This window comes from Streptomyces rhizosphaerihabitans, from assembly GCF_025399795.1.
GTDB classification, from domain to species: domain Bacteria; phylum Actinomycetota; class Actinomycetes; order Streptomycetales; family Streptomycetaceae; genus Streptomyces; species Streptomyces rhizosphaerihabitans.
Genome location: NZ_JAODTZ010000007.1, coordinates 25,799 through 50,273 on the forward strand (window position 1 = coordinate 25,799; position 24,475 = coordinate 50,273).

23 protein-coding genes and 1 tRNA gene are annotated in these 24,475 nt (G+C 71.6%); 13 read left to right on the top strand and 11 right to left on the bottom strand.

Going from position 1 to position 24,475, the window contains the following annotated elements; genetic code table 11:
* Nucleotides 1-367: 367 nt before the first annotated feature.
* Nucleotides 368-443, bottom strand: a tRNA-Arg gene (locus tag N4G66_RS09090).
* 310 nt (nucleotides 444-753) lie between these two features.
* Between N4G66_RS09090 and N4G66_RS09095 the strand changes: the two genes are divergently transcribed.
* The 4 genes from N4G66_RS09095 to N4G66_RS09110 all read left to right on the top strand — a co-directional run bounded on the left by N4G66_RS09095 (nucleotide 754) and on the right by N4G66_RS09110 (nucleotide 6,864).
* Nucleotides 754-2,361 (top strand): dynamin family protein, encoded by a 1,608-nt coding sequence (locus N4G66_RS09095; protein WP_261703492.1) that lies wholly within the window; start codon nucleotides 754-756, stop codon nucleotides 2,359-2,361.
* Between the two features lie 5 nt (nucleotides 2,362-2,366).
* Nucleotides 2,367-4,514 (top strand): GTPase, encoded by a 2,148-nt coding sequence (locus N4G66_RS09100; RefSeq protein ID WP_261703493.1) that lies wholly within the window; start codon nucleotides 2,367-2,369, stop codon nucleotides 4,512-4,514.
* A gap of 220 nt (nucleotides 4,515-4,734) precedes the next feature.
* Complete coding sequence (locus tag N4G66_RS09105; protein ID WP_261703494.1) at nucleotides 4,735-5,202, top strand: single-stranded DNA-binding protein; 468 nt, start codon at nucleotides 4,735-4,737, stop codon at nucleotides 5,200-5,202.
* A 258-nt stretch (nucleotides 5,203-5,460) separates the two neighbouring features.
* Nucleotides 5,461-6,864: a Cys-Gln thioester bond-forming surface protein gene (locus N4G66_RS09110; protein WP_261703495.1), complete on the top strand. Its 1,404-nt coding sequence runs from the start codon at nucleotides 5,461-5,463 to the stop codon at nucleotides 6,862-6,864.
* Nucleotides 6,865-7,121: 257 nt separating this feature from the next.
* On the opposite strand, the gene N4G66_RS09115 is transcribed toward N4G66_RS09110, so the two are convergent.
* Together N4G66_RS09115 and N4G66_RS09120 are read right to left on the bottom strand one after the other, a co-directional pair.
* Entirely contained in the window at nucleotides 7,122-7,901 is a 780-nt protein-coding gene (locus N4G66_RS09115; RefSeq protein WP_261703496.1) for a YcnI family copper-binding membrane protein, read from the bottom strand.
* A gap of 30 nt (nucleotides 7,902-7,931) precedes the next feature.
* The gene (locus N4G66_RS09120) at nucleotides 7,932-8,519 is read right to left on the bottom strand and encodes a hypothetical protein (RefSeq protein ID WP_261703497.1); all 588 of its coding nucleotides are present in this window, start codon (nucleotides 8,517-8,519) and stop codon (nucleotides 7,932-7,934) included.
* A gap of 131 nt (nucleotides 8,520-8,650) precedes the next feature.
* On the opposite strand from N4G66_RS09120, the gene N4G66_RS09125 reads away from it, so the two are divergent.
* Nucleotides 8,651-9,610, top strand: a complete 960-nt coding sequence (locus tag N4G66_RS09125) for a D-2-hydroxyacid dehydrogenase family protein (protein WP_261703498.1) — start codon at nucleotides 8,651-8,653, stop codon at nucleotides 9,608-9,610.
* A gap of 308 nt (nucleotides 9,611-9,918) precedes the next feature.
* Entirely contained in the window at nucleotides 9,919-10,242 is a 324-nt protein-coding gene (locus N4G66_RS09130) for a chaplin (protein ID WP_261703667.1), read from the top strand.
* A 137-nt stretch (nucleotides 10,243-10,379) separates the two neighbouring features.
* On the opposite strand, the gene N4G66_RS09135 is transcribed toward N4G66_RS09130, so the two are convergent.
* The 8 genes from N4G66_RS09135 to chpG form a co-directional block, all read right to left on the bottom strand.
* On the bottom strand, nucleotides 10,380-11,246 hold the full coding sequence (locus N4G66_RS09135; protein ID WP_261703499.1) for a tyrosinase family protein: 867 nt from the start codon (nucleotides 11,244-11,246) through the stop codon (nucleotides 10,380-10,382).
* Nucleotides 11,230-11,691, bottom strand: a complete 462-nt coding sequence (locus N4G66_RS09140; RefSeq protein WP_261703668.1) for a tyrosinase cofactor — start codon at nucleotides 11,689-11,691, stop codon at nucleotides 11,230-11,232. Before N4G66_RS09140 ends, N4G66_RS09135 begins: the two co-directional genes overlap by 17 nt.
* Nucleotides 11,692-11,968: 277 nt before the next feature.
* Complete coding sequence (locus tag N4G66_RS09145) at nucleotides 11,969-12,484, bottom strand: hypothetical protein (protein ID WP_261703500.1); 516 nt, start codon at nucleotides 12,482-12,484, stop codon at nucleotides 11,969-11,971.
* 117 nt (nucleotides 12,485-12,601) lie between these two features.
* Nucleotides 12,602-13,234, bottom strand: a complete 633-nt coding sequence (locus N4G66_RS09150; protein ID WP_261703501.1) for a vitamin K epoxide reductase family protein — start codon at nucleotides 13,232-13,234, stop codon at nucleotides 12,602-12,604.
* Nucleotides 13,234-13,731, bottom strand: coding sequence for a DUF5949 family protein (locus N4G66_RS09155; protein WP_261703502.1), 498 nt, complete (start codon nucleotides 13,729-13,731; stop codon nucleotides 13,234-13,236). Before N4G66_RS09155 ends, N4G66_RS09150 begins: the two co-directional genes overlap by 1 nt.
* Nucleotides 13,732-13,896: 165 nt before the next feature.
* On the bottom strand, nucleotides 13,897-14,136 hold the full coding sequence (locus N4G66_RS09160; RefSeq protein WP_391858782.1) for a chaplin: 240 nt from the start codon (nucleotides 14,134-14,136) through the stop codon (nucleotides 13,897-13,899).
* A 98-nt stretch (nucleotides 14,137-14,234) separates the two neighbouring features.
* Nucleotides 14,235-14,537 carry a hypothetical protein gene (locus N4G66_RS09165; RefSeq protein ID WP_261703503.1) on the bottom strand — a complete coding sequence of 101 codons (303 nt, stop codon included), beginning with the start codon at nucleotides 14,535-14,537 and terminating at the stop codon, nucleotides 14,235-14,237.
* 261 nt (nucleotides 14,538-14,798) lie between these two features.
* Nucleotides 14,799-15,038 (bottom strand): chaplin ChpG, encoded by a 240-nt coding sequence (gene chpG / locus N4G66_RS09170; protein WP_261703504.1) that lies wholly within the window; start codon nucleotides 15,036-15,038, stop codon nucleotides 14,799-14,801.
* A gap of 316 nt (nucleotides 15,039-15,354) precedes the next feature.
* Between chpG and N4G66_RS09175 the strand changes: the two genes are divergently transcribed.
* The 7 genes from N4G66_RS09175 to N4G66_RS09205 all read left to right on the top strand — a co-directional run bounded on the left by N4G66_RS09175 (nucleotide 15,355) and on the right by N4G66_RS09205 (nucleotide 24,468).
* Complete coding sequence (locus tag N4G66_RS09175) at nucleotides 15,355-16,509, top strand: DUF3344 domain-containing protein (protein WP_261703505.1); 1,155 nt, start codon at nucleotides 15,355-15,357, stop codon at nucleotides 16,507-16,509.
* Nucleotides 16,510-16,549: 40 nt separating this feature from the next.
* Nucleotides 16,550-17,749 carry a glycosyltransferase gene (locus tag N4G66_RS09180; RefSeq protein ID WP_261703506.1) on the top strand — a complete coding sequence of 400 codons (1,200 nt, stop codon included), beginning with the start codon at nucleotides 16,550-16,552 and terminating at the stop codon, nucleotides 17,747-17,749.
* Complete coding sequence (locus N4G66_RS09185; protein ID WP_261703507.1) at nucleotides 17,746-19,182, top strand: sugar transferase; 1,437 nt, start codon at nucleotides 17,746-17,748, stop codon at nucleotides 19,180-19,182. The genes N4G66_RS09180 and N4G66_RS09185 overlap by 4 nt, the downstream gene beginning before the upstream one ends.
* Before the next feature lie 4 nt (nucleotides 19,183-19,186).
* Nucleotides 19,187-20,599: an O-antigen ligase family protein gene (locus N4G66_RS09190; protein ID WP_261703508.1), complete on the top strand. Its 1,413-nt coding sequence runs from the start codon at nucleotides 19,187-19,189 to the stop codon at nucleotides 20,597-20,599.
* Nucleotides 20,600-20,751: 152 nt separating this feature from the next.
* Nucleotides 20,752-22,611, top strand: coding sequence for a lipid II flippase MurJ (locus N4G66_RS09195; RefSeq protein ID WP_261703509.1), 1,860 nt, complete (start codon nucleotides 20,752-20,754; stop codon nucleotides 22,609-22,611).
* A 52-nt stretch (nucleotides 22,612-22,663) separates the two neighbouring features.
* Nucleotides 22,664-23,359: a polysaccharide deacetylase family protein gene (locus N4G66_RS09200; RefSeq protein ID WP_391858786.1), complete on the top strand. Its 696-nt coding sequence runs from the start codon at nucleotides 22,664-22,666 to the stop codon at nucleotides 23,357-23,359.
* Nucleotides 23,356-24,468 (top strand): glycosyltransferase, encoded by a 1,113-nt coding sequence (locus N4G66_RS09205; RefSeq protein ID WP_261703511.1) that lies wholly within the window; start codon nucleotides 23,356-23,358, stop codon nucleotides 24,466-24,468. Before N4G66_RS09200 ends, N4G66_RS09205 begins: the two co-directional genes overlap by 4 nt.
* Nucleotides 24,469-24,475 lie beyond the last annotated feature (7 nt).

Here is a 24,475-nt window from a genome sequence, read left to right on the forward strand (position 1 = left end):
ACAACCGGCACACGTGCCTGACGAAGTGGCTCAACGACGGGATCCCGCCCGCTCAGGTGGCGGACTGGGCCGGGAACAGCATGCCGGTGCTGCTGGCCACCTACGCGCGGTGCGTTGAAGGGCAGCTGCCTGACCTGAAAAGGCGCCTCGAAGACGCCGGAGATCTTCCCGAGCCACCCGACCCGGGCTGAGGTCTCCGGCCGAAAACTTCGACACGTATTCGACACGGCCACCCGCGAAAACCCGGCGACAGCCGGACGGCCCCGGACCTTCCCCTTGATCGTCAGGGAGGTGTTCGGGGCTTCGCGGTATCGAGTGAAACATGTCCTGACCAGCAAAAAGCCCTCCCGAATGGGAGGGCGGAGACTGGCGCCCCCGGCAGGACTCGAACCTGCGGCCAAGCGCTTAGAAGGCGCCTGCTCTATCCACTGAGCTACGGGGGCCGGGTGTGTCGGCCTGTGTCCTGGTGCCCGGGTGTGGGCTGATCCGCGACCTTGCCGGGGACAAGAATAGGGCTCCCGCATCCCTGTCCCTCACGCTTCGCCTCCGTGGCTCATTGTGGAGGTTCAGTGAAGCGGTCCTGATAATCGCAGGCGGGTACGAATCGTGCACCGCTTTTGGCGTCTCGCGCATCGGGTGTTGTGCACTCGTTATGCCTGCGCCCCAGTCATCCCTTCCGCCCCGTGTGTCCTGTCGGCGCGCAGACATACCCATATGCTTCAGAAAGACTCCAAAATTGGGCATTCTTCGCATGTGGTGACCTTGGACGTACGGCCTCAGCTGCTCGACGCACTTTCCGCCCTGCGCGACCGTGTCGCCGCCGCACGCTTTCCGCTGCCCCTGGCAGGGGCTCCACGCGCGCGTGCCAACCGCGATGAACTGCTCGCACAGCTCGACGACTATTTGGTGCCCCGGTTGAGAGAACCCGAAGCACCCCTTCTCGCCGTCATCGGAGGGTCCACCGGTGCCGGCAAGTCGACCCTCGTCAACTCCCTTGTGGGGCGCCGGGTCAGCGAAGCGGGCGTACTGCGCCCGACGACCCGGACACCGGTGCTGGTGTGCCATCCGGAGGACCATCACTGGTTCAGCGGCATGCGCGTACTGCCCCAGCTCACGCGTGTGTGGGTGCCCCATCAGGAATCCGGCGACGATCTTCCCGCCCTCACCGACAGCGGGGAGCGTGTGTTGCGTATCGAGACCGCCGACACGCTCCCCCGCGGCCTCGCCCTCCTCGACGCGCCCGACGTCGACTCCCTGGTGGCCGATAATCGGGTGCTGGCCGCCGAACTGATCTGCGCGGCCGACATCTGGGTGATGGTCACCACGGCCGCGCGGTACGCCGACGCCGTGCCGTGGCATCTGCTGCGTACCGCCAAGGAACAGAAGGCGACCTTGGTGACGGTCCTGGACCGGGTGCCGCATCAGGTGGTGTCCGAGGTCTCGCGGCAGTACGGCGCCCTGCTCGCCAAGGCGGGACTCGGTGAGGCACCCCGCTTCACCGTGCCCGAACTGCCCGAGTCCGCCTGGGGTGGCGGCCTGTTGCCCGCCACGGCCGTCGCACCGCTGCGTACATGGCTCACGCACCAGGCCCAGGACCCGGGAGCCCGCCACGGGGCGATGGCGCGTACCGCCCACGGTGTCCTCGACTCCCTGAAGTCGCGGATGCCGGAACTGGCCAGCGCCGCCGCCGCTCAGTACGCGGCCGCGACGCGGCTGACCGCGGCCGTCGACGGGGCGTACGACAGCGAGCACACACGCGCGAAGGGACGTCTGCAGGCCGGGGCCGTGCTCTCCGGGGACGCTCTCAAGCGCTGGCGTGCCTATCCCCTCGACTGCACCACCGAGGAACTGCTGGACGCCCTCGTGGAGAGCCTGTCCGCCCTGCTGCTGTGTTCTGTCACGGCCGCCGACGAACGCGTGGACGACGCCTGGCGCCGCGAACCGGCCGCGGGCGCGCCGGGGCTGACGGATCGCGATCCGACGCTGGAGAGCGCCGAGCACCGGATCGGTCTGGCCGTACGACGATGGCGGCGCGTCCTGGAGGAGTACGCCGAGGACGAAGTGCGCGACCTCGACAAGAGTGTCGCGCCGGACCCCGCGGTGGTGGCCGCGCTGGTCGCCACGGCTCTCCTGGGCGGCCGGAGGGCGCGCAGCGCGGGAGAGGGGCTTGCCGAGCGGATCGGGGCGCACGGCGCGCTGCGGCTGCGCGACAAGGGCGGCCGACTTCTCACGGACCTCGTCGACAAGGCCCTGCAGATCGAACGCGAGCGCCGTCTCGCACCCCTTGAAGCGCTCGACGTCCATCCAGAACCCCAGGCCGAACTCATCGCCGCGCTGTCCGTACTGCAGAAGGAGAGGTGACCGCGGTGACTGCCGTGACTGACCACACGGATCAGGCCGACCGCCCCGGAGACGAGCGACCCGAAAACGGCCGTCCCGGAAACGGCCGTCCCGCAGATGGTCGTTCCACAGATGGTCGTCCCGGAGAGGACCACTCCGAAGACGGTGCCCCCGAAAGCGCCTCCTCCGGGGCGGCCGTCTCGGGCACCGCGGGCACCGGGAGCGACAACCGTGCCGGAGACACCGAGACCACTTCGGAGAACCGTTCTGAGAACGGTCCGCCCGGCGCGCCAAGCTCCGGGGCGGGGTCCCCTGAGGACTCTCAGGAAGCAAATCGGGGCGGGAGCGGCAAGACCGCGCCGAACGGCGGCGCGGCCGGACAGGGCACCCGGCAGGACGCGTCCGAATCGGAGCCCCGCGCGCGGGGGGAGGGCAACGACCCCACGCGCGCGGAGGAAGGACCCGTCTGGGACGACGGCCTCATCGCGCGACGCGTGACCGAGGCGGCCCCCGGCCGGTACCAGACGCCGTTGGTGGAGGCCAAAGCCACTGTCCCGGCGGTGCCGGCCCCCCTCGCGTACGACGGGCCGTTGCGCTCACGCCTGGACGCCCTGCGCGAACTGGTGGGCCTCTCCCGCGCCCGTCTCGACAGCAGGACGCTCGCCGAGGCGGGCCGGGTCCTGGACGAGGCGGCGGCCCGCCGCAGGCTCTCCGGGGAGCACACCGTCGTCGCCATCGCCGGGGCCACGGGCAGCGGCAAATCACAGCTCTTCAACGCGCTCGCGGGCGTGGCCATTTCGGAGACCGGCGTGCGCAGGCCGACCACCGCGGCACCCATCGCCTGCACCTGGAGCGACGGCGCGGCCACCCTCATCGACCGGCTCGGCATCCCCGGGCGGCTGCGCAGACGCCCGCTGCAGAGCGCGGAGGCGGAGGCACAGCTGCGCGGCCTGGTCCTGGTCGACCTGCCCGACCACGACTCCGCGGCCGTCCAGCACCGCGAACAGGTGGACCGCGTCCTGGCGCTCGTCGACGCGGTGATCTGGGTGGTGGATCCGGAGAAGTACGCGGACGCCGTCCTCCACGAGCGCTATCTGCGGCCCCTGGCCGGGCACGCGGAGGTCACCTTCGTGGTCCTCAACCAGGTGGACCGGCTCCCCGGCGAAGCCGCGGACCAGGTGCTCGACGATCTGCGGCGGCTGCTCGACGAGGACGGCATCGCACTCGGCGAGTACGGCGAACCGGGCGCGACCGTCCTCTCGCTGTCCGCGCTCACCGGGGCCGGAGTCCCCGAACTACGCGAATGTCTCGGCCAGTTCGTGGCAGAACGCGGCGCCGCCGCACGGCGGATCTCGGCCGATCTCGACGCGGCCGCCGCACGGTTGCGCCCCGTCTACGCGGCCGGTCGGCGGGTCGGGCTCAGCGAGGAGGCGCGCGACGAATTCGCGGACCGGCTCGCGGACGCGGTGGGCGCCGTGGCGAGCGGTGAGGCCGCCGAGCGGGCCTGGCGCCGCAACGCCAACCGCGCCTGCGGCACGCCCTGGCTGCGGCTGTGGCGCTGGTATCTGGACCGGCGCGAACCCCCGACCGGACGTCTGCCCGTGCGCGCTCCCGCGGACGAGGAGGCCACCGCGCGCCAGCGCGTCGAACAAGCGGTGCGAACGGTCGCGGACCGGGCCGCGTACGGGCTTCCCGCGCCCTGGGCGCAGGCGGTGCGCGAGGCGGCCGTACGCGGCGCGCAGGGGCTGCCCGAGGCGCTGGACGACATGGCGGCACGCGCGACGACACCGGCGGGACGGCCGCCGCGGCCCGGCTGGTGGCCCGTCGCGGTGCTGGCGCAGGCCGCGATGACGATCCTCCAGGTCATCGGTGGGCTCTGGCTGGTGGGACAGATCATCGGGGTCATGTCACCGAACCTCGGGGTTCCTGTGCTGCTGATGGTTTCGGGGATCGTCGGCGGCCCGGTCGTCGAGTGGGGCAGCAGAATGGCGGCGCGCGGACCGGCCCGGCGTTACGGCCTAGAAGCGGAACGCCGATTGCGCGAGGCGGCCGCCGGGTGCGGAAGAGCCCGGGTACTGGATCCCGTGGCCGCGGAACTGCTGCGGTACCGCGAGGTGCGGGAGCAGTACGGGCGGGTCCTGGGGACGGCGACGGCGGGCGCCCCGGTCAGGTGACGCGAATGCCCCGGCCGAGTTCGGCAGGCGCCCCGGTCGGATGACCCGGGTACCCGGGTGGGATGACGTGGGTGCCCCGGTCGGGTGACGCGGTTTTCCACAACCTGCCGGTAGTGCACAGCACCCAGCGGGCCGGGCCCGGCGGAGGCAGTCTGATCCCGCGGCGATCGCAGCGCATGCGCTCGCCGCGGCAGACGTATTCGCACGGGAGGGATTCACGATGAACGAGACGATGGTGTGCGCGGTGGGCAACGTGGCGACACGGCCCGTGTACCGGGAATCGGCGAACGGCGCGTCGGCGCGGTTCCGGCTGGCGGTGACCTCGCGGTACTGGGACCGCGAGAAGAGCGGGTGGACGGACGGGCACACCAACTTCTTCACGGTGTGGGCCAATCGCGCGCTCGCGACGAACGTGGGGGCCTCGGTGTCGGTGGGCGATCCCGTCATCGTGCAGGGCAGGCTGAAGGTGCGCAGCGAGACACGTGACGGGGAGAGCTGGACGTCGGCGGACATCGACGCGGTGGCGATCGGCCACGACCTGTCCCGCGGTACGTCGGCGTTCCGGCGTCCGTCCAAGGAGGGCGAGCCGGCTCCGGCGCACCGTCCCGAGCCCAGTTGGGAATCGGCGCCGGACGCCCGGCCCGAGGACGCATCCCAACAGCATCCCGAACCTGCCGGAGTGACGTGATGTCAGAGAGAGCAACGATCTGACCGAACTGCGGCTTATCGACAAATACACAGCGACCGACCCTCGTGGATTTGTCGATAGGCGCAGCTCAAAGACGTGATCGCGATAACGATTCCGAGTCGGATCGGTTATCGGATGACATGACCGGGGGGAGCGATGCAGCGCTTCTTTAGGATGCCGAACACAGCTCTCGGGGCTTCTGATTCTGCTGGCGGGACCGTCCCCCATGTCAAAGGGTCCTGCTCGAAGGGGAATTCTGTGTCTTCTGCGTTCTCTGTGTTGTCCGCGCGCGGTCGAGGGGCAGCCCGCCTCGCCGCCGTGGCGTTGGTGTGGGGGCTCGCGACCGCGGGGACGATCGCCGCAGCCGGTACGGCCGCCGCCGACGAAACCCCGCAGAGCCAGGGCGGAGCGACCGCCACCATAGGCGACCTGAAGACATACGGGTCGGCGGTCATTCATGAGAACGGCGAGGACTCCTGGGTCTCGGCCGGCCTGTTCGAGATGTCCGTCGACAACGGCGGCATGCTGCAGACCTATTGCATCGACCTCCACAACCCGACACAGCGGGACGCCAAGTACCAGGAGACCTCCTGGAGCGGCACATCGCTGAACGGCAACAAGGACGCGGGCAGGATCCGCTGGATCCTGCAGAACTCCTACCCGCAGGTGAACGACCTGGCGGCACTGGCCCAGAAGGCCGGTGTCACCGGCCTCACCGAGCAGGACGCGGCAGCCGGCACCCAGGTGGCGATCTGGCGGTACTCCGACGGCGCCGACGTGGACGCCATGGACCCGCCGGCGGAGAAGCTCGCGGACTATCTGCAGAAGAACGCGCGGAACCTGCCGGAGCCCGAGGCCTCGCTGACGGTCGCCCCGACCGCTGTCTCCGGCCACGCGGGCGAGCGTCTGGGCCCGGTCTCGGTGCACACCAACGCGAGCAGCGTGACGGTGACACCACCCACGGACACCGCCGCCAGTGGGGTGAAGATCGTCGACAAGGACGGCAAGGCGGTCACCTCCGCGGTCGACGGCAGCCTGCTCTTCTTCGACGTGCCGAAGGACAGCGCGGACGGTTCCGCCTCGCTCACCGTGCAGGCCTCCACGACCGTGCCGGTCGGCCGCGCCTTCACCTCGGAGACCCGCAGCCAGACGCAGATCCTCGCGGGCTCCAGCGAGTCCACGGTCTCCGCCACGGCGACCGCGAACTGGGCGGCGAAGGGCGCGATACCTGCCCTGTCCGCCCGGAAGAACTGTGCCAAGGGCGGCGTGGACATCACGGCGGCCAACAAGGGCGACGCGGCGTTCACGTTCGAGCTGATGGGCGTCGAGCACACCATCGCGGCGGGCGCGTCCCAGACGGTCACCGTCCCGCTGCAGGAGGACCAGGCGTACGACTTCACGATCGGTGGCCAGAACGGCGTCGAGAAGCGGTTCAAGGGCGTACTGGACTGCAAGACCCAGGGCGCCGCGAGCGACGTCTCGACGCAGACGCTCAGCGAGCCTAGCCCGGCGTCGGTGGGCGGCACCTCCGGGACCGACCTCGCCGAGACCGGCGGCTCCGGCGCGACTCCGATCATCGCGGGTGCGGCCATCGCCCTCGTCCTGATCGGCGGGGCCGTGGTGGTCTTCGTCCGCAGGAAGCAGACACCGCCGCAGGCCTGATCGGCACGGCATCTCGGCGCCACTCGGCTCGCCGGCCACACCGCTGCTCTGCTCCCCGGCATCCCCGGGCCACCGGGCCACCGGGCCACCGGGCCACCGGGCCACCGGGCCACCGGGCCACCGGGCCACCGGGCCACCGGGGAGGGTACGGCCACGGCATCGCGCGTGGTGATCCGCGAGGTACGGGAGTGTGGCCGTAGGGACCTTCCGCCCCGCCGACGGAAGTTGACCGCGGCGGGGCGGCGTCCGCACAGCGGCTAGGAGCGGGGGCTCCGGCCGCGCACGACGGCGAATCCGGCCGCGATCAGGCCGAGGACACCGACGATCAGGCCCGCTGTGCCCAGGGCGCGCGCGGTGGAGTCACCACTCTTGTCACTCGCGGTGGATTCCTTGGCCGCCGAAGACGAAGAGGACGAAGAGTCGGAGCCGGAGGCCCCGGTCCCGGTCCCGGTCCCGGTCCCGGTCCCGGTCGAAGAAGTGTCCTCTCCCGTGCCCTTGGCGGTGAGCATCAGCGAGGGAGCCGGACTCTCCGGCTCCTCCGCGCCCTTCTGAGGCTGCTCGATCCAGCGGACCACATTGCCGTCCGAGTAGGTCTGGAGGGTCTTGAAGCTCAATTGGTCGGTGTCGTCCGGAAGTTGACCGAAGGCGACCTCGAAGTCCTGGAACTCGCCGTGGCGAATCCTGCCCCCGGTCCAGGTGATCTCGGAGACGGCGTCGGTGATCGTGCCGTCGTCCGTCTTGATGGGCTTCTTCAGCTTGATGGTCGTCGCCCTGGCGGTCCAGCCCGCCTGCGGGGTGACCAGGACACCCAGGACCGGGTGATCGGTGGGCAGGAAGACCTGCACCTTGGTGGTGCTGGCGGTGTCCTCCTCGTTGGGGACGCGGAAGGTCAGGAGACCGTCCGTGGCTCCCTTGGCATAGCTCTCGGGGTGGACCGTCACATGCGCGAAGGCCAGCGGGGCAGCGGTCAGGAGGCCCGCGGTGGCGAGGGCGGCGACCGTGCCGGTGCGGCGCAAAGTGGTGCTCATCGGGGACATCTGGGGAACTCCGTACTGATGGGGACGTGGTCAGGGCGTGTACGCGAGCCCTGCCGGCGGTCCCCGACGCGACACCGCGTGGCGCAGCAGTGCCTGCCGGAGCGGCCGCGGCTCGGCCGGTGTCCGGCCCGCGGGATCCCCGTGCGGCCGTACGGGGGGCGGTCCCGTCCGCGCCCTCCACCACGCGGCCAGCCCCGGCACGAACGCCACGGCCCGGCGCAGCAGGGACCACAGTGCGGCCTCTCCGCGCCGCAGCCACCAGGTCGTCAGCAGGGCGGCCGCGACATGTGCGGCCGTGGCGTGGGGCGTCAGGGCGTGTGCGTGCGGGGACATCATGGACGCCCCGTGCATGTCCATCGCCATGCGCGGCCGGGCGGCCTCGAAGCCTAGGTGGAGTCCGGCCTGCGCGACCAGCATCGCGCCGCCTATCCCGAGCAGGGACCGTTCGCGGCCGCCCAGCGGACAGCCGACGGCGAAGACGGCGAGGAGTCCCGCACCGTCCGCCCAGCGCGGCGGCGCCTGCCCGGTGGCGAGCACGTGCCCCCCGGCGGCCAGCAGCACGCACAGCACGGCGAACACCGCCGCGCGCAGACTCCGTACCGCCAGGGACGCACTCATGAAGCCCAGATACTGCCATGGGGAGCGAGTGACCGTCGCGGCTTGCCCGGGGGAGCGGTCCGTCACGGGCTGCCCGGCTCCCCCGGTCACCACTCGGATAGGGTCCGGCTGAGCCTGGAAGGGAAACCGACATGCGACTTCGCTGTGCCGTATTGGACGACTATCAGAGCGTCGCGACCGAGATCGCCGACTGGTCGCCCGTCGCGGACACCGTGGAAGTCACCGGTTTCGACCGGCACTTCGCCGACGAGGACGCGCTGGCCGCCGCGCTGGCTGAGTTCGACATCGTCGTCACGCTGCGCGAACGCGTGCCCTTCCCGGCGTCCCTGCTGGCCCGGCTGCCCAGGCTGAAGCTGCTGATCGCCTCCGGGATGCGCAACACGGTGATCGACTACGCCGCCGCCGAGGCGCAGGGGGTGACCGTGTGCGGCACGCCGAGTTCCTCGACACCCCCGGTCGAACTGACCTGGGCGCTCCTGCTCGGCCTGGCACGGGGAATCGTCACGGAGCACAACGCGTTGCGGGCGGGCGGTCCCTGGCAGAGCACCGTCGGCGCCGATCTGCACGGCCGTCGGCTCGGTCTGCTCGGACTGGGCAAGATCGGCGGCCGGGTGGCCCAGGTGGGCCTCGCCTTCGGCATGCGGGTGAGCGCGTGGAGCCAGAACCTCACCGAGAAGCGGGCCGAGGAGGTCGGGGCGGAGCTCGCCCCTTCCAAGGAAGAGCTGCTGGCGGGAAGCGACTTCGTCTCCGTCCACCTCGCGCTCGGCGACCGCACACGGGGTCTTGTCGGCGCCGCCGAACTGGCCCTCCTCAAGCCGACCGCCTTCCTCGTCAACACCTCGCGCTCGGCGATCGTCGACCAGGACGCCCTGCTGGCCGCGTTGCACGCCGGTCGGATCGCCGGAGCGGGCCTCGACGTGTTCGACGTCGAGCCCCTGCCCGCCGCCCATCCGATGCGCTCGGCCCCCCGTCTTCTGACGACCCCGCACCTCGGCTATGTGTCGCGTTCCAACTACGAGACGTACTACGGCGCGGCGGTCGAGAACATCCAGGCGTTCCTCGCGGGCGCACCACTGCGCCGCCTCGGCTGACCGGGGCCCGCTCGGCCAGCCGCTCGGCCGCTCGCCGTCCGTCCGCCCAGACCGTCCGTCCGTCCGCCCAGACCGTCCGCCCGTCCCCCGCTCATCCGTCCATCCGTCCATCCGTCCACCCGATCGGCATGCCCGGTGAGCCCGTTGAGGTACCGCTCGGCCCGAACCGAATGAACGGCCGCTCGTCCGGACCCCGTTCGAAGAGGGATCTCCTGGTGAACGCCCGTGACCAGGCGTGGGTCGACGCGTTGAAGGGGGAGTGCGGTCGCGTCTGTGCCACCGCGCTCATCGATTCGAAGGAGAACGTGATGTCTCGCATCGCGAAGGCCGCCGCAGTCGTCGTCGGCACGGGTGCCGTGGCGCTCAGCGGGGCCGGTCTGGCCATGGCTGACGCCGGCGCCCAGGGCGGGGCCGTCGGCTCCCCCGGTGTCCTGTCGGGCAACGTCATCCAGGCGCCGATCCACGTGCCGGTCAACGTGTGCGGCAACACGATCAACGTCGTCGGTCTGCTGAACCCGGCCTTCGGCAACACCTGCGTGAACGGCAGTGATGGTCACCACAAGGAGCGCCACGGCGCCACCGGTGGCGGTCACCACAAGGCGCGCCACGCCGACCACGGCTACGGCAACTGAGCCCAGCGCGCGAAAGGCCCCCGGCAGGAAGTCACTGCCGGGGGCCTCGCCGTGCCCGGTGCGCGCACGGGGTGATGCCCGCTCGCGCTGCCCGTGGGTGCCCGTCATCCGTGGGTGTCCGTACCCGTGGGTGCCCGCTACGCGTACCGGTAGATGCCGCTGTGGTCCTCCATCGCGTCCGGCGTCACGCCCCACGGAGGCATCTTCTCGTGCCGGGCGACGACGCGGCGGTACTGGGAGTCACGTGGCCCCGGGGGCCGCTCGGGCAGATAGCGGGCGCCCCCGTGCCGCTTCTGCCAGCGGGACCACTGGAGGTCGACGAAGGCGTGGTGCAGCCAGAAGACGGGGTCGTTGACGGAGGCCCCGCCCAGCATGTGGCCGCCCACCCAGCGGTGGACGCGGTTGTGGTTGGCCCAGGTGGCGTTCCCCGGCCCGTGTCCCCACCCCTCCAGCCGGTTCCGGAAACCGCGCGTGGAGGTCGAGTTGAAGGGAGCCGTGTCGTAGACGGGGTCGTCCAGGGCGGAGTTCAGTTCGCCTCGGGTGGGCAGCTGGAGCGGCTTCCGCGGGCGGCCGAACTCGCGCATGAGGAACTCGCCGTCGGTGACACCTTCCTTGATCTTCCAGTTGCCCTGCGCGTAGGCGAAGGGTCCGGTCATGACCTGCCGGTCCGAACGCCGCCCGTCGCCGCCGAGCAGATCCTTGGTCCACGGCGCGGTGGACGGCGTGCGGTCCCGGGTCCAGTCCCAGTACGGCACGCTCACCCCGGGGTCCACGCGGCGCAGCGCCCGTTCCAGGTCCAGCAGGAACCGCCGGTGCCAGGGCAGGAACGAGGGCGCCATGTGGGCCGCGCGCAGTCCGCCCTCGCCGTCCGAGACGTAGTACTCGATGTGCGTCCGGACGAATCCGTCGTACTCCCCCCGGCGTTTGACCTCCAGCATCGCGGTGACGAAGCGGCGCCGCTCCGCGCTCGTGAGGGTGCTGACGTTCTTACGCGTGTACACCATGGTGGTGGCCGCTCCCCTCCGCGCCGTTCCCCCGCCCGCCGGTCCCCCGCACGCCACCCGGGGCCGCTCCGCCCGCCTTGCCGTCCATGCCTCTGAGATGCTCGGCGGGGCCCAGCTCGTCGACGGCCGCGCGTACCGCCGTCAGCGGTGTCGGATACGACTCGTAGTGATCCACCATGCTGAGATAGCTGCCGTCCGCGCGGCGCATCAGATGCAGCGGCCGGCTGTCCACCGTGACCTGCCATTCGCTGCCGGTGAACGCCGCCCGGCCGTCCGAACCGCTCTTCGTGCCGAGGATGTGCCGGCCGCGGTACACCTCGTCGAAGGAGAGGTCCTTGGGGCGGAGCCGGCGCGGCGGCCGCGAGGCCGCGACGACGGGGGCCAGTGCCACGCCGACGGCCGACATGAGCAGACCCCGCATCGCACCACGCCGGGTCAACGCCATTCCACCCGCCACCCGCTCCTCCCCGCGGCGGCGCCCCCAGCGGGCCGGCACCCGGCCCGGTCCGCGCCTCGGCGCTCTGCTCGACACCCAGCTGACGAACATGCTTCTCTCCTCGACGAATTCAGGATGTTTCGGTCGGCTTCAGCGGGTCAACGACGGCGGCCCCCGATGGTTCGGCAGGCAGGCAGGCCCTGTCCGGACTCCCGGGCCCGCTCCCCCGGACGGGTCGGCTAGGGCCTGTCGTTCGGACCAGGCCCCAGGCGACAGGCCCTAGGCCCTAGGCCCCCGGGGCCATCTCCAGGTTCGCCCCCGGCACCGTCTTCAGCAGCGGCGTGAGCACGGAGGCCTGAGGCACCTTCAGACCGGGGAGACCGAGGCGGTCGGGGTTGGGCGCGCCGAGCGGGCCGTCCAGGGACGCTCCGGGGGTCAGCGTCCGCAGGTCGGCCGCCGGTGCGGAGAGACCGAGGTGGTCGAATCCGTCACCGAGGACGTACGGGAGGGGTGTACGGACGTCCGCCCCGGGCAGCCCACCGCTGAGCGGCACTTGCGGAACGGCCCGGTCGGGGATCATCCGGCCCTCGGCGTACCGGGGCCCCTCCACCCGGCCCGGCAGGGGCAACGGCAGTTCACCCGCGATGCTGGGTGCCTTCAGGCCGGGGGACTGCTCGACACCGTTCAGCGGCACGGGGATGGGGACCGCGTCGGCCGCGACGGCGGGGGCCGTGGCGGCGGCACCCACCGCCGCCGCACAGGTCATGACGGCGGCGAGGGTTCCTCGTGCGGTCGGCTTCATCTCAGGTACGGTCCCATTCAGGATTCGGGGCTCAGCGTCTGTACCACGTAACGATTCCGGGAACGTCATCAGCTAAAGACTCCACCGACGGACTCAATAGTCGTCCGATAGGGAGAATCAGCCCGTCCAGAAATCCCACCATCGGGTGAGGATCAGCATTCCGATAACACCGATGTGCAGCACCGGAAGAACCCAGGTGAATTCCGCGAGGAATACCTTCAGCCACTCCGGAGCGGGCAGGAAATCATTCCGCACGTTGAAGGATGTGACATACCAGAACATGATGATCGTGGCGACCCATGCCAGACAGCACCACAGGCACAGCGAGTTGATCCGGTAGAACGACTGGAACTGGAGCCAGGTGCAGAATCCGACACCGAAGAGCATGCCCGTGTTGAAGGTCAGCCAGTACCAGCGCGGGAATCCCGCACCGGTCAGCAGGCTCACGCCGACACAGATGACCACGCCGTACGCCACCAGGCCCAGCATCGGGTTGGGGAACCCGAAGGCCGAGGCCTGCTCGCTCTTCATGATGTTGCCGCAGGAGACCACCGGGTTCAGGCTGCATCCCGGAACGAAGTTCGGGTTCTCCAGCAGTTTGAACTTGTCGATCGTGATGACCCACGCGGCCAGCAGGCCGGCCGCCCCCGTGATCACGAGCAGCAGGGCGAGGGCACGGCCGCTGCCGACGGCGCGCCCGTGCGCACCGCCGCCGTCGCCGCCCGCCCCCCGTCCCGCGGCGGCCGCCATCAGCTGCGCAGGCTGCGCGCGGGCAGCAGCACGTGCGCAGCGCTGAGCAGGGTCTCCTCGTCGCCCGCGAAAGCCGTCAGGTTCTCGGGCGCGACGGGCTCGCCGGGCACGGCCACGGGCCAGGCGCGGGTGGCGAACAGGAAGTAGGCGTAGCCGCGTTGGGCCACCGCGGCGAGCCACTCCGGCGGAGCGATGCACTGGGCGTTGAGGTGCGGCATGCTGACGACGGCCTGGCCGGCCTCGACGAGCAGGGTGAGAGGCAGGCTCGGGTGCTGTGAACCGTCGATGAGCGTGTCGCCCACGGGCAGTCCGTTGTCGATCAGCAGCTGCCGGACGGCGGCCGCGGATCCCTCCGGGCCGCCTTCGCCGTCGCCCAGCGAATAGGCGAGGAGATAGGGCATGTCTCCGTCGGGGGCGTCACCGCTGAAGGCCATGACGGCGAGCGTGCCGAGATCGGCGACCCGAAGGGGCCGCATTTCGCTTGAGGTTGAGGTCACCGCGGAACCTTATCGATGCGCCCGTTCGGGTTCTGACCCGAAATCACCCGACCGGGCGATGACCGGGAGCGTGACCACACGAACGAGGGATTTGGTTCGAACAGCGCGAAGGGCCGATTCCGCGCCCGCGGAACCGGACCTTTTCACCGCATCGGATGTACGACCTCAGCCGTTGACGCAGGCGTTGCCGAAGGTCGGGTTCAGCAGGCCGACGACGTCGACCGTGTTGCCGCAGACATTGACCGGAACGTGAACGGGAACCTGCACGACGTTGCCCGACAGGACACCCGGGGAATTGACCGCCGCACCCTCGGCACCGGAGTCCGCGGCAGCGCTCCCCGCTGCGGCACCCGCGGCCATTCCGGCGGTGGCGAAAATCAGCGCGGCCTTCTTGGCAGTGTTCATTGTCAGTCCTTTCCTCGGAGATTTTCTCGGAGATTTTCTCCAGAGCCTAGAGAAATATCGACGGGCATTACGGAAAGACACGCACGCAATGGATACGACTAACCCTGAAGGGGAATCCCGCCGAGAAGCTGCTGAGGCCCGACGGCTTTGTTGATCTTCTTCGTCGCGCCGTTCACGCCGTTGAGCGGCGAGCTCTTGTTCTCGGTGTCGAGCGCGTTCGACTGGTGCTGCAGAGGCAGGACGTCCTGCGCGCTGAGCGAACGCTGACTGGTGACGGTCTCCAGGGCGCCGTTGAGGCTGGAGGGCGTGAGGCCGGAGGCTCCGGCGGCGAACGCGGGCGCGGCGGCACCGGCCACGGCCAGGGACCCGGCGACTACAGCGACGACCTTGAGAGACTTCATCGTGTTCCTTTCTTCGGCGACTCATGTCACCGGAGGGAATTCCTCTTTGCGCTGCCTAACGAGCACCGAACGCGACGGAAACTCCGCGAGCAGAAAATCCCTGCGCCCCACCCGCACCCGACCGGACGAACGGGGCGTCTCATCCTCATATAGGACCCCGGACGACCCCGTAGGACCCCGTCCTTCTGTCCCGTGCGAGAAAACGCGGACCGACCGCCCCCCTCTCGGGGTGACGGCCGGCCAGAAGGGTCCGCGCTGACGTCAGTCGTTGACGCAGGCGTTGCCGACCGCGGGGTTCAGCAGACCGATCACGTTGATGGTGTTGCCGCAGACGTTGACCGGAACGTGAACGGGAACCTGCGCGACGTTGCCCGACAGGACGCCCGGGGAGTGGGCGGCCGCGCCGTGCGCGTCGCTGTCGGCGGCGGCGATGCCGGCGGTGCCGGCCACAGCGGCGGCGGCAACGGAGGCCAGGGCCAGGCCCTTCGCGATACGCGACATGGGGAAGTGCTCCTTGGAAATCGACACAACATCCGGGCGGGATGCCCGGCTCTGGATTCAACGCGCGGCGCACACGCGGGTTGTGCCTCCAAAGGGGTGATCTCGCAAACGGTCGAGCTTGACGATTCCGACACACATGCAATCTTTCCCGGATAAATACGGACACCGGCTAGAGTCGGGCTCCTCCAAGGCGTCTGGAAGCAGGCGCCGACCGGCGTCGGGAGCGGACGGGGGGCCGACGCGCACCCCTCTGATCCTCAGACTTCCGTCCTTCCGCTGGTCCAGAACCTTTTCCCCCGAAAGGGCACCGCCGGTCATGCGTACTTCCCCGGGCCTGCTGCTGCGCCGTGCGATCGTGGGCTGCTCCGCCCTCACCACCTTCTGGGCGCCCGGTGGCCCCGCGTCCGCGGAGGCGCCCGCCGACAGGGCGCCCGCCGCGGAGGCTCGGACGCCGGCGTTCACGCAGCGGTACCACACACTCCAGCACGGCGGAATCGTGCGGGCCGCGAACTCCTCGATCAGCTGCCGGAGTTCCGCGAAGACCGCCCTGCCCCGCGGCCCCGTGAGGACAGCCGGGATCACCCGCGCTCCGGCGCCCGCGTGCTCCGCGGCGCGCCGGGGCGGGCGGGCCGCGAACGGCGACTTCGACATGTTCTGCATCGACGTCGACAACGACCCGAACACCTACAACTCCAGCCGCGCGGAGGTCCGTCTGCCCAAGGGCGCGCATGTCACGTACGCGCGGCTGTACTGGGGCGGCAACCTCCGTGTCGGCGAGCAGAAGCCGCCGAAGGACAACGGGCGGGTGCTGATCGCCGAGCCCGGCGGCGCGTACAAGGATCTGGTCGCGGACCGTGCGGTCGGACACCGGGTGGCCCGCGGGGCCGACGCGTTCCAGGCCTCCGCCGACGTCACGAGGCTGGTGCGGGCGAGCGGTTCGGGGCTCTACACGGTGGCCCAGGTCAACATGGCGATGGGCCGGTCCGCCGCCGGGGCATGGGGCGGCTGGACGCTGATGGTGGCGTACGAGAAGAAGTCGGAGCCGCTCAGACATCTGGCGATGTGGGACGGCTTCGGGGTGCTCGGCCCGGGCGGGGAGCGCATGGTCCCGCTGGGCAGGCTGAACCTTCCCCGGAACGTGCGGGGCCGGGTGGGCCTGGTCGCGTACAACGGCGACCGCGGACGCAAGGGCGACTCGCTGTCCGTCTCGACGGGCCGCGGGGCGCCGACGGTGCTGGGCGACTCCGCCAACCCCCGGGACGACGTGCTGAATTCGACCATCGGCGAGCCCGGACCCGGGGCCGTCAAGAGAGTGCCCGCGTACAAGAACACGCTCGGTTACGACTCGGACGTCCTCGAACTCGGCAAGGGGATCCGTCGCGGGGGTGACCAGTTGGCCTTCCGGATCGTTTCGCAGCGGGACGCGGCCTGGGTCGGAGCACTGTTCGCCGCCGTCGACGCGAAGCAGTGACGCGCGCCCCGGCGTGCCGCCCGTGAGCAAGGAACCGCGCATGCATCTGCCAACAGACCCTCCGCCGCAGGTCCTTCATGTCACGCAGCCGATCGACGGCGGCGTCGCCCGGGTGGTCACCGACCTCGTCAGGGCACAGCTCGCCGCCGGAACACGGGTGACTCTCGCCTGCCCGGACGGCAACGGCTTCGCCCGGGAGGTACGGGCGCTCGGCGCGGACGTACGGCCCTGGCACGCGACGCGTGCGCCGGGGCCGCAGCTGGCTCAGGAGGTGCGGCGGCTCGGCCGTGTCCTGGCGCGGGTGCGGCCCGATGTGGTGCACGCGCACAGCGCCAAGGCGGGGCTCGCGGCCCGGCTCGCGCTGCGCGGACGGGTGCCGACGGTGTTCCAGCCGCACGCCTGGTCGTTCGAGGCCGTCGACGGTGCCGCCGCGGCGCTCGCGCTGCGGTGGGAGCGGTGGGGGGCGCGTTGGGCGTCCCGAGTGGTGTGCGTGAGCGAGGCGGAGCGCGCGACCGGCGTACGCGCCGGAGTGCGCGCTCCCTGGCGAGTGATCCCCAACGGCGTCGACCCGGAGCGTTTCCACCCCGCGTCCGTGGACACCGTACGGGCCGGCATTCCGCTGCTCGCGGGGGTCGGCCCGGCGGCACCGCTGGTGGTGTGCGTGGGACGGCTGTGCCGGCAGAAGGGGCAGGACATCCTGCTGGAGGCGTGGCCCTCGGTGCTGCGACGGGTGCCCACGGCCCGGCTCGTGCTCGTCGGGGACGGTCCGGACGCCACGCGGCTGCGCGCCGGGGCACCGCGTGACGTGCTGTTCGCCGGCGCCGCCGCCGACGCGGTGCCCTGGTACCAGGCCGCCGATCTGGTGGTGCTGCCGTCCCGCTGGGAGGGCATGGCGCTGGCTCCGCTGGAGGCGATGGCCTGCGGGCGTCCGGTCGTCATGACGGACGTGGACGGCGCCCGCGAGAGCCTGCCGCCAGGGCATGACTCCCGCTGCCTGGTGCCCTCGCCGGAGCCCGAACCGCTGGCCGAGGCGATCGGCGCACTGCTGTCCGATCCGCTGCTGCGCGAATCGCTCGGTCACCAGGGACGCCGCCACGTACTGACCACGCACGACGTGCGCCTCACGGCCGACGCGGTCGCGGGGGTGTACCGCGAACTGCTGGTCGGCCGACAGCCGCAGCACGCTGGGAGCGTCATGTGCGCGGACCACACCGAGTGCAGGGAGTCCATCCACTCGTGACTGCGGAAAGCACCGTTCCCTCCCCCGGCGGACAGCCCCGGGAGTACGGATTCTCGCCCGTCTCGGTCATGCCTTCGCGCGAGGCCGGCGGCGGTTTCAGGTTCCCGGCCGGTCCGCGGACCGCGCCCCGGAGCGCCTCCTGGCTGCCGCTGGCCGCCATGGACGCCGTCGCGGCGCTGGCGGCCGGGCAGACGCTCACGGAGATCCAGCGGCACCCGCTGTTCGTCGTCGCACTGCTGCTCGGAGTGGTCGCTCTGAACGCGCGGGCGTCACTGTACCGGCCGGCTCCGCTGCCCGCCCTGCTCGACGAACTGCCCGCCGTCTGCGCGCGGATCGCGGTCACCTGGTGCACGCTGGCCGCCGTGCTCGCCGCGTTCGCCCCGGACGGCGCGCTGTCGGCACAGACACTGGCCCTGGGGTGCGCCACGCAGTCGGCGATCAGCTGCGCGGGCCGCGGCACGGTGCACTGGCGGCGGCGCCGGGCCCTCGTGCAGCGCCCCGGCGCCGCCCTGGTGATCGGTCCCGTGGGAACGGCGCAGCGGGTGGCCGCGGCCTTCCTGCGTCATCCGAACTGCGGGGTACGGCCGGTCGGTGTCGTCTCCGGCCAGTCGGCCGGCATCGACGGGCTGCCGGTCCTCGCCACCGGCGAGGAAGTGCAGCGGGCGCTCATCCAGAACAGTGTGCGGGCTGTGCTCGTGGTGGAACCCTCGAGCGAACGCGGGCCGATGCTGCGGGCGTTGGCCCTCGCGGGCTGCGAGCTGTGGGAGGTCGACCCGGACTCCTCGTCGTACGACCGGGAGGGCCGGCACACGCTGGCCGGGTTCGCCTGTCGCCGCCTGTCGATCGGCCGCGGGCGCACCGCCTTCGGCAAGCGGCTCCTCGACGTCGCCGTCTCCGGCACGCTGTTGCTGCTGGTCAGTCCGCTGCTGCTGATGTGCGCGGTCGTCCTGCGGCTGACCGACGGGCCCGGTGTGGTGTTCCGGCAGGAGCGCATCGGCAAGGACGGACGGCCGTTCACGCTGCTGAAGTTCCGCACCCACCGGCCGGTCGACGCGCACGAGGCGGCGACCCGCTGGAGTGTGGCGGGCGAACAGGAGATGAGCCGCTTCTGCCACTTCCTGAGACGCACCTCGCTCGATGAACTGCTCCAGCTCCTGAACGTCCTCTGGGGCGACATGAGCATGGTCGGACCGCGCCCCGAACGGCCGTACTTCGTGGCCAAGTTCAGCCAGACCTACCCGGGCTACGCGGCCCGTCACCGGATGCAGACCGGAATCACCGGGCTCGCCCAGGTGCACGGGCTGCGCGGCGACACCTCGATCGAGGACCGTTGCCGGTTCGACAACGCGTACATCGACAACTGGTCGCTGTGGCAGGACATCTGCATCCTGCTGCGCACGGCCGTCGCGCTCGTGCGCCCGACGGGGAGCTGAACCGATGAGCCACGCCCTGCCCGTCACCCCCCTGGACACCGTGACCGCCGCCCTCCGGCGCGCGCTGCCGGTGCTGCCCGTCGTCGCCGTGATCGCGCTGCTCGGGCTGCCGCCCTCACCGAGCGCCGAGGGCGGCGCGACCATCGCGGACGCCATGTCCGGTCTCGTGGTGCTCTGCTGCGCGATCCATCTCGTACGGGCCCGGCGGCGCCCCCTGTCCGCGACCGCCGCCCTGGTCCTCGGGCTCCCGGTGGTCGGCATCGCGGTCTCGGCGGCCGGGGCGGCGGACCCGGGGGCCGGGATCACCGGCCTCACCCGCTATCTGCAGATCTTCGTTCTGGTACCGGCCGCGGTCCTGCTGCTCGTGCGCGACCGGCGCGATCTGCGGCTGCTGGCCTGGTCGTTCGTGGCTCTGGCGCTGTGGCAGGGGGCGGTCGGGGTGCGGCAGTACGTCACCGGGACCGGCGCCTCGTACCAGGGCGAGAGCGTCCGGGCGGTCGGCACCTTCGGGCCGGCCGATGTGATGGGCATGGCGACGGTGGTCGCGTTCGGGCTGGTGTGCGCGGTGGCACTGGCCCTGGGGACGGGTGAGGCGCGGCAGCGCTCCGTCGCCACGCTGTGCGCGCTGGCCCTGCTGCCGCCGCTCGCGCTGTCGTTCAGCCGGGGCGCGTGGATCGCGACGGCCGTGGCCTGCGGCGCGCAGCTGGTGCTGGCGGGGATGCGGCGCGCGGTGAAGGTGGGCGCGGCGGTGGCCGCCGCCGGGATGATCCTCGTGGGCGGGCTGGGTGTCGGCACCGCGATGCTCCAGGATCGCGTCGCCAGCATCACGCAGGTCACCGACGCACCGGACCAGTCAGTGACCGACCGGTACACGATGTGGGCGGCGGCCACCGACATGTGGCGCGAACACCCGCTGACTGGCGTCGGGCTGAAGGGCTTCCCGGACAACCGGGACGGTCATGCCTCGCTCGCACTCTCCTCGGGCAGCGACATCGCGGGCGCGGGCGCCGCCTTTCAAAAGCAGCCGCTGCTCTCGCCGCACAACATGTATCTCCTCGTCCTCGGCGAACAGGGCCTGATCGGGCTGCTCGCCCTCGCGGGCAGCTGGCTCGCGCTCCTGGTGTGCGCGCTGCGCGGCCTCGTCCGCGTCCGCCGCACGCCACAGGACGCCGCAGGGCCCAACCTCGCCACGGGCCGTACCCCGCCCGGCACGGACTGCGCGCTCGTCGCGTGCGGGCTGATCGTCTGGCAGCTGGTCGACTTCGTGTACGCGGACATCGGCGGCCCCTCCACGGTCCTGACGGCCGTCGTCTTCGGTGTCATCGGCTGGTGGGCGCTGATGGATCCGTCGGCACCGGCGGTCGCCGACACGACGGCACCGGCCGCCTCCGTACCGGAAGAGGCCGCGGCGCGATGACGACGACGCCGCCCAGGGCGGGGGAAGACCCGGAAACCGGCACGGGCTTCGGGACGGGCGGAGGGGCGGACACGGGTGGGGGGACCGGCACGGGTTTCGGGACGGGAAGAGGGGCGGACACGGGTGTGGGGACGGGCTTGGGGGGCGCTGGGATGAACACGGGCACGGGGGCGGACATGGGCACGGGGGCGGACATGGGGGCAGTGACCGGCACCGGCATCAGCACCGGGACCGGCCCGGGGACGGGTACCGGCTTCGAGTCCGCTGTCCGGTTGCCCTCCGCCCGTGCCTCGGGCCGCACCTCCGGCTCTCCGACCGGCTCCCCGATCCACTCCCCGACCGGCTCTCCGGTCAGCTCCCCGATCCACTCCCCCACAGATTCCCCTCTCCCTCCGTCCGCGCCCGTCGCCGCGGTGCCCTCCGAGTCCCGTGAGAAAGCGGGTGCGGGCCGGCCCCAGCCGGCTTCCAACCGGTTTCTCGCCAAGGCCGCCCTCGTCACCATCGCCCTCTCGATCGCCGGTGCCGTGCTGGGTCTCGGCCGGGATCAGGCGCTGGCGCATCTGTTCGGGGCCGGGTCGGACACGGACGCGTTTCTCGTCGCGTGGACGCTGCCTGAGTTCGCGGCGACGCTGCTGATCGAGGACGGGCTGGCCTTCGTGCTGATCCCGGCGTTCAGCATGGCCGTGACACGGCGCGCACAGGGAGCAGCCGGTGATCCCGTACGAGCGCTGGTCGCCGCCACGCTGCCCCGGCTGGCGCTCGCCTTCGCGGCCGTCGGGGCGCTGCTGATCGCGGGGGCACCGTACCTGGTCGAGGCACTCGCGCCCGGCCTGCCCGATCCCCGGCTCGCGGTGGACTGCACCCGGCTGACCGCGACCTGTGTGTTCTCCTTCGGGCTCGCCGGGTACTGCAGCGCGGCCCTGCGGGCGCACCGGCGCTTCGTGGCGCCGGCGGCGATCTACGTGGCGTACAACGCCGGGATCATCGCGGCGATGTTCGTCCTCGGCGCCCGCTGGGGTGTGCGGTCGGCGGCTCTCGGTGTCGCGGTCGGCGGCGCGCTCATGGTGGTGGCGCAGGGACCCTCGTTGTGGGGGCAGCTGCGGCGCGGGGAGACGGCGGGCGAGGCGCCGGCCGGTGAGCCGGCCCGACCGATGGATCTGACCCTCATCGGCACGGTCCTGCTCTTCGCGCTGTGCCGGCAGTCCCAGGTCCTCGTCGAACGCTTCCTGGCCTCGTCGCTGCCCGCCGGGGCCATCTCGCATCTGAACTACGCCCAGAAGGTGGCGCAGATGCCGATGGTGCTCTCGTTGATGCTGTGCACGGTCACCTTCCCGGTGGTCGCGCAGGCCATCGCCGAGGGCGACACCGAGCGGGCCCGCAACCGGGTGGAGCGTGATCTGACGCTCATCTCGTGCACGGTGCTCCTCGGCACGGCGGCGGTCGTCGCGTGCGCCCCGCAGATCATCCAACTGCTGTTCCAGCGAGGCGCGTTCACCGCCCAGGACACGGCGGCGACGGCGGCGGTCATGCGTGTGTACGCCCTCGGGCTGCTGGGCCACACCCTGGTCGGCGCGCTCATCCGCTCGTACTTCTCCTCGGGGCGGCCCACCTGGTACCCGCTGTTCGCGATGACCGCCGGGATCGTCGCGACCTGCTGGATCGGCGTGCTGGCCGTCGGTCGCTGGGGGGTGTGCGGGATCGCCGCCGCCAACGCGACCGGCATCACCCTCAGCGCCCTGCTCCTGCTGTACGGCATGGGGCCGCGCAGTGTGCCGATCCGCACCCGCAAGGTGGTGACCGAGATCGGCAAACCGCTGCGGGCCGCGCTGGTCGCCGCGGCGGCCGGTGACCTGTGCGCGAGCCGCGCCGACTCCCCGCTGCTCGGACTCGTCGGCGGCGGCACGGTCGTGACCGTCGTCTTCGTCCTGCTGGCCTGGGTCTTCCGGGTCGAGGGATTCGCATCCGCACTCCGTTCCGTCAAACGAAGGGTTCCGTATGCCCGTTTCCGCTGACAGCAGCAGACGTACCGGCACGAGCTCCCTCGACGCACCGCCCTGGGTGGCGATGTACCACTCCGTCGGGGACTGTTCCGAGGACCCGTACCGCATCACGGTCTCCCCGGACCGGCTCGACCAGCAGCTGGGCTGGCTGCGTCGGCGTGGTCTGCGCGGGGTGCGCATGACGGACCTGCTCGCGGCGCGCGCCCGCGGCCAGGGGCGCGATCTGGTGGGCCTCACCTTCGACGACGGGTACGCCGACTTCGTCGGGACCGCTCTCCCTCTCCTGCAGCGCCACGGCTTCGGCGCCACCCTCTTCGTCCTGCCCGGGCGACTCGGCGGCGACAACGCCTGGGATCCGCTGGGTCCCCGCAAGCCGCTGCTGAGCAAGCAGGGCATCCGGCTCGCCGCCGCCTCCGAGGGCATGGAGGTCGGTTCGCACGGACTCACCCATGTCGATCTGACGAAGGCCGACGACGCCGTGCTGCATGCCGAGGTCGCGGACAGCAGAGCGGTGCTCTCGGAGTTGATCGGCGCTCCCGTCGGCGGCTTCTGCTACCCGTACGGGACCGTCGACCGCCGGGTCGTCGACGCCGTCCGCCAGGCCGGATACAGCTACGGCTGCGCGATCGACCCCGGCCCGCTGACCGGCACCTACGCCCTTCCCCGCGTGCACATCGGCGAGAACGACACCTTCGTACGCCTGTTCCTGAAGCACAGGCTGCACCGCCTGCGCCGACGCCCGGTCGAGGCGGGCCGATGAAGGCGCTGCACATCATCACCGGTCTCGGCGTCGGCGGCGCCGAGCAGCAACTGCGGCTGCTGCTACGGCATCTGCCCGTCGAATGCGACGTCGTCACGCTCACCAACCCGGGCGCGGTCGCCGACGGGCTCACCGAGGACGGTGTGCGCGTCATCCATCTCGGCATGACCGGCAACCGCGACCTCGGCGCGCTCCCCCGCCTGGTGAAGGTGATCCGCGCGGGCCGCTACGACCTCGTGCACACCCACCTCTACCGGGCCTGCGTGTACGGACGGCTCGCCGCCCGGCTTGCCGGGGTGAAGGCCGTCGTGGCCACCGAGCACTCGCTCGGCGACTCGCAGATGGAGGGACGGCGGCTCAGCCCGGGCGTACGCGCCCTGTATCTGGCCAGTGAGCGGCTCGGCCGCTCCACCGTCGCCGTCTCGCCCACGGTCGCCGAACGGCTGCGCCGCTGGGGCGTGCCCGGACCGCGCATCGAGATCGTGCCGAACGGCGTCGACCTCGCCCGCTTCCACTTCGACCCGGTGCTGCGCGAACGCACCCGCCGCCGGCTCGGGCTGCCGGAGGGCGCGTACGTGATCGGCGGCGTCGGCCGGCTCGCGGCGGGCAAACGGTTCGACGTCCTGATCCGCGCACTGGCCGAACTGCCCGGCGACTGCTGGCTGTTGCTGGTCGGCGGGGGCACGGAGGAGAGCGTGCTGCGGCGAGCCGCGCACGACGCCGGGGTCGCGGACCGGGTCCTGTTCACCGGCGAGCGCCCCACCGGCGGCCTTCCCGGCGCCGATCTGCCGTCGCTGATAGGTGCCATGGACGTCCTCGCCTCGCCCAGCCCCGAGGAGTCGTTCGGGCTGGCCGTCGTGGAGGCGCTCGCGGCCGGACTGCCGGTGCTGTACGTCTCCTGCCCGGCCGTCGAGGACCTGCCGCCCGAGGCGGCCCGCGGTGCCGTCCGGGTCCGGGGCGGCGCGGACTCCTTCGCCCGCGCCCTGACCGGCGTCCGAGCGGAGGGTCCCGCCCCTCGCTCGGCCGCGGAGGCGGCCCACCACTACTGCATCACCCGCAGCGCCGCACAACTCATGGACGTGTACGCGGCCGCTGTCTCGCGCACCTGACTGGAGT

Coding starts and splice junctions, on each gene's coding strand:
- N4G66_RS09115 (WP_261703496.1), bottom strand. CDS start 7,901: ATGTCCCCGATGAGCACCACTTTGCGCCGCACCGGCACGGTCGCCGCC.
- N4G66_RS09125 (WP_261703498.1), top strand. CDS start 8,651: ATGCGACTTCGCTGTGCCGTATTGGACGACTATCAGAGCGTCGCGACC.
- N4G66_RS09130 (WP_261703667.1), top strand. CDS start 9,919: ATGTCTCGCATCGCGAAGGCCGCCGCAGTCGTCGTCGGCACGGGTGCC.
- N4G66_RS09105 (WP_261703494.1), top strand. CDS start 4,735: ATGAACGAGACGATGGTGTGCGCGGTGGGCAACGTGGCGACACGGCCC.
- N4G66_RS09205 (WP_261703511.1), top strand. CDS start 23,356: ATGAAGGCGCTGCACATCATCACCGGTCTCGGCGTCGGCGGCGCCGAG.
- chpG (WP_261703504.1), bottom strand. CDS start 15,038: ATGTCGCGTATCGCGAAGGGCCTGGCCCTGGCCTCCGTTGCCGCCGCC.
- N4G66_RS09145 (WP_261703500.1), bottom strand. CDS start 12,484: ATGAAGCCGACCGCACGAGGAACCCTCGCCGCCGTCATGACCTGTGCG.
- N4G66_RS09135 (WP_261703499.1), bottom strand. CDS start 11,246: ATGGTGTACACGCGTAAGAACGTCAGCACCCTCACGAGCGCGGAGCGG.
- N4G66_RS09175 (WP_261703505.1), top strand. CDS start 15,355: ATGCGTACTTCCCCGGGCCTGCTGCTGCGCCGTGCGATCGTGGGCTGC.
- N4G66_RS09140 (WP_261703668.1), bottom strand. CDS start 11,691: ATGGCGTTGACCCGGCGTGGTGCGATGCGGGGTCTGCTCATGTCGGCC.
- N4G66_RS09150 (WP_261703501.1), bottom strand. CDS start 13,234: ATGGCGGCCGCCGCGGGACGGGGGGCGGGCGGCGACGGCGGCGGTGCG.
- N4G66_RS09180 (WP_261703506.1), top strand. CDS start 16,550: ATGCATCTGCCAACAGACCCTCCGCCGCAGGTCCTTCATGTCACGCAG.
- N4G66_RS09195 (WP_261703509.1), top strand. CDS start 20,752: ATGAACACGGGCACGGGGGCGGACATGGGCACGGGGGCGGACATGGGG.
- N4G66_RS09165 (WP_261703503.1), bottom strand. CDS start 14,537: ATGAAGTCTCTCAAGGTCGTCGCTGTAGTCGCCGGGTCCCTGGCCGTG.
- N4G66_RS09160 (WP_391858782.1), bottom strand. CDS start 14,136: ATGAACACTGCCAAGAAGGCCGCGCTGATTTTCGCCACCGCCGGAATG.
- N4G66_RS09190 (WP_261703508.1), top strand. CDS start 19,187: ATGAGCCACGCCCTGCCCGTCACCCCCCTGGACACCGTGACCGCCGCC.
- N4G66_RS09120 (WP_261703497.1), bottom strand. CDS start 8,519: ATGAGTGCGTCCCTGGCGGTACGGAGTCTGCGCGCGGCGGTGTTCGCC.
- N4G66_RS09200 (WP_391858786.1), top strand. CDS start 22,664: ATGTACCACTCCGTCGGGGACTGTTCCGAGGACCCGTACCGCATCACG.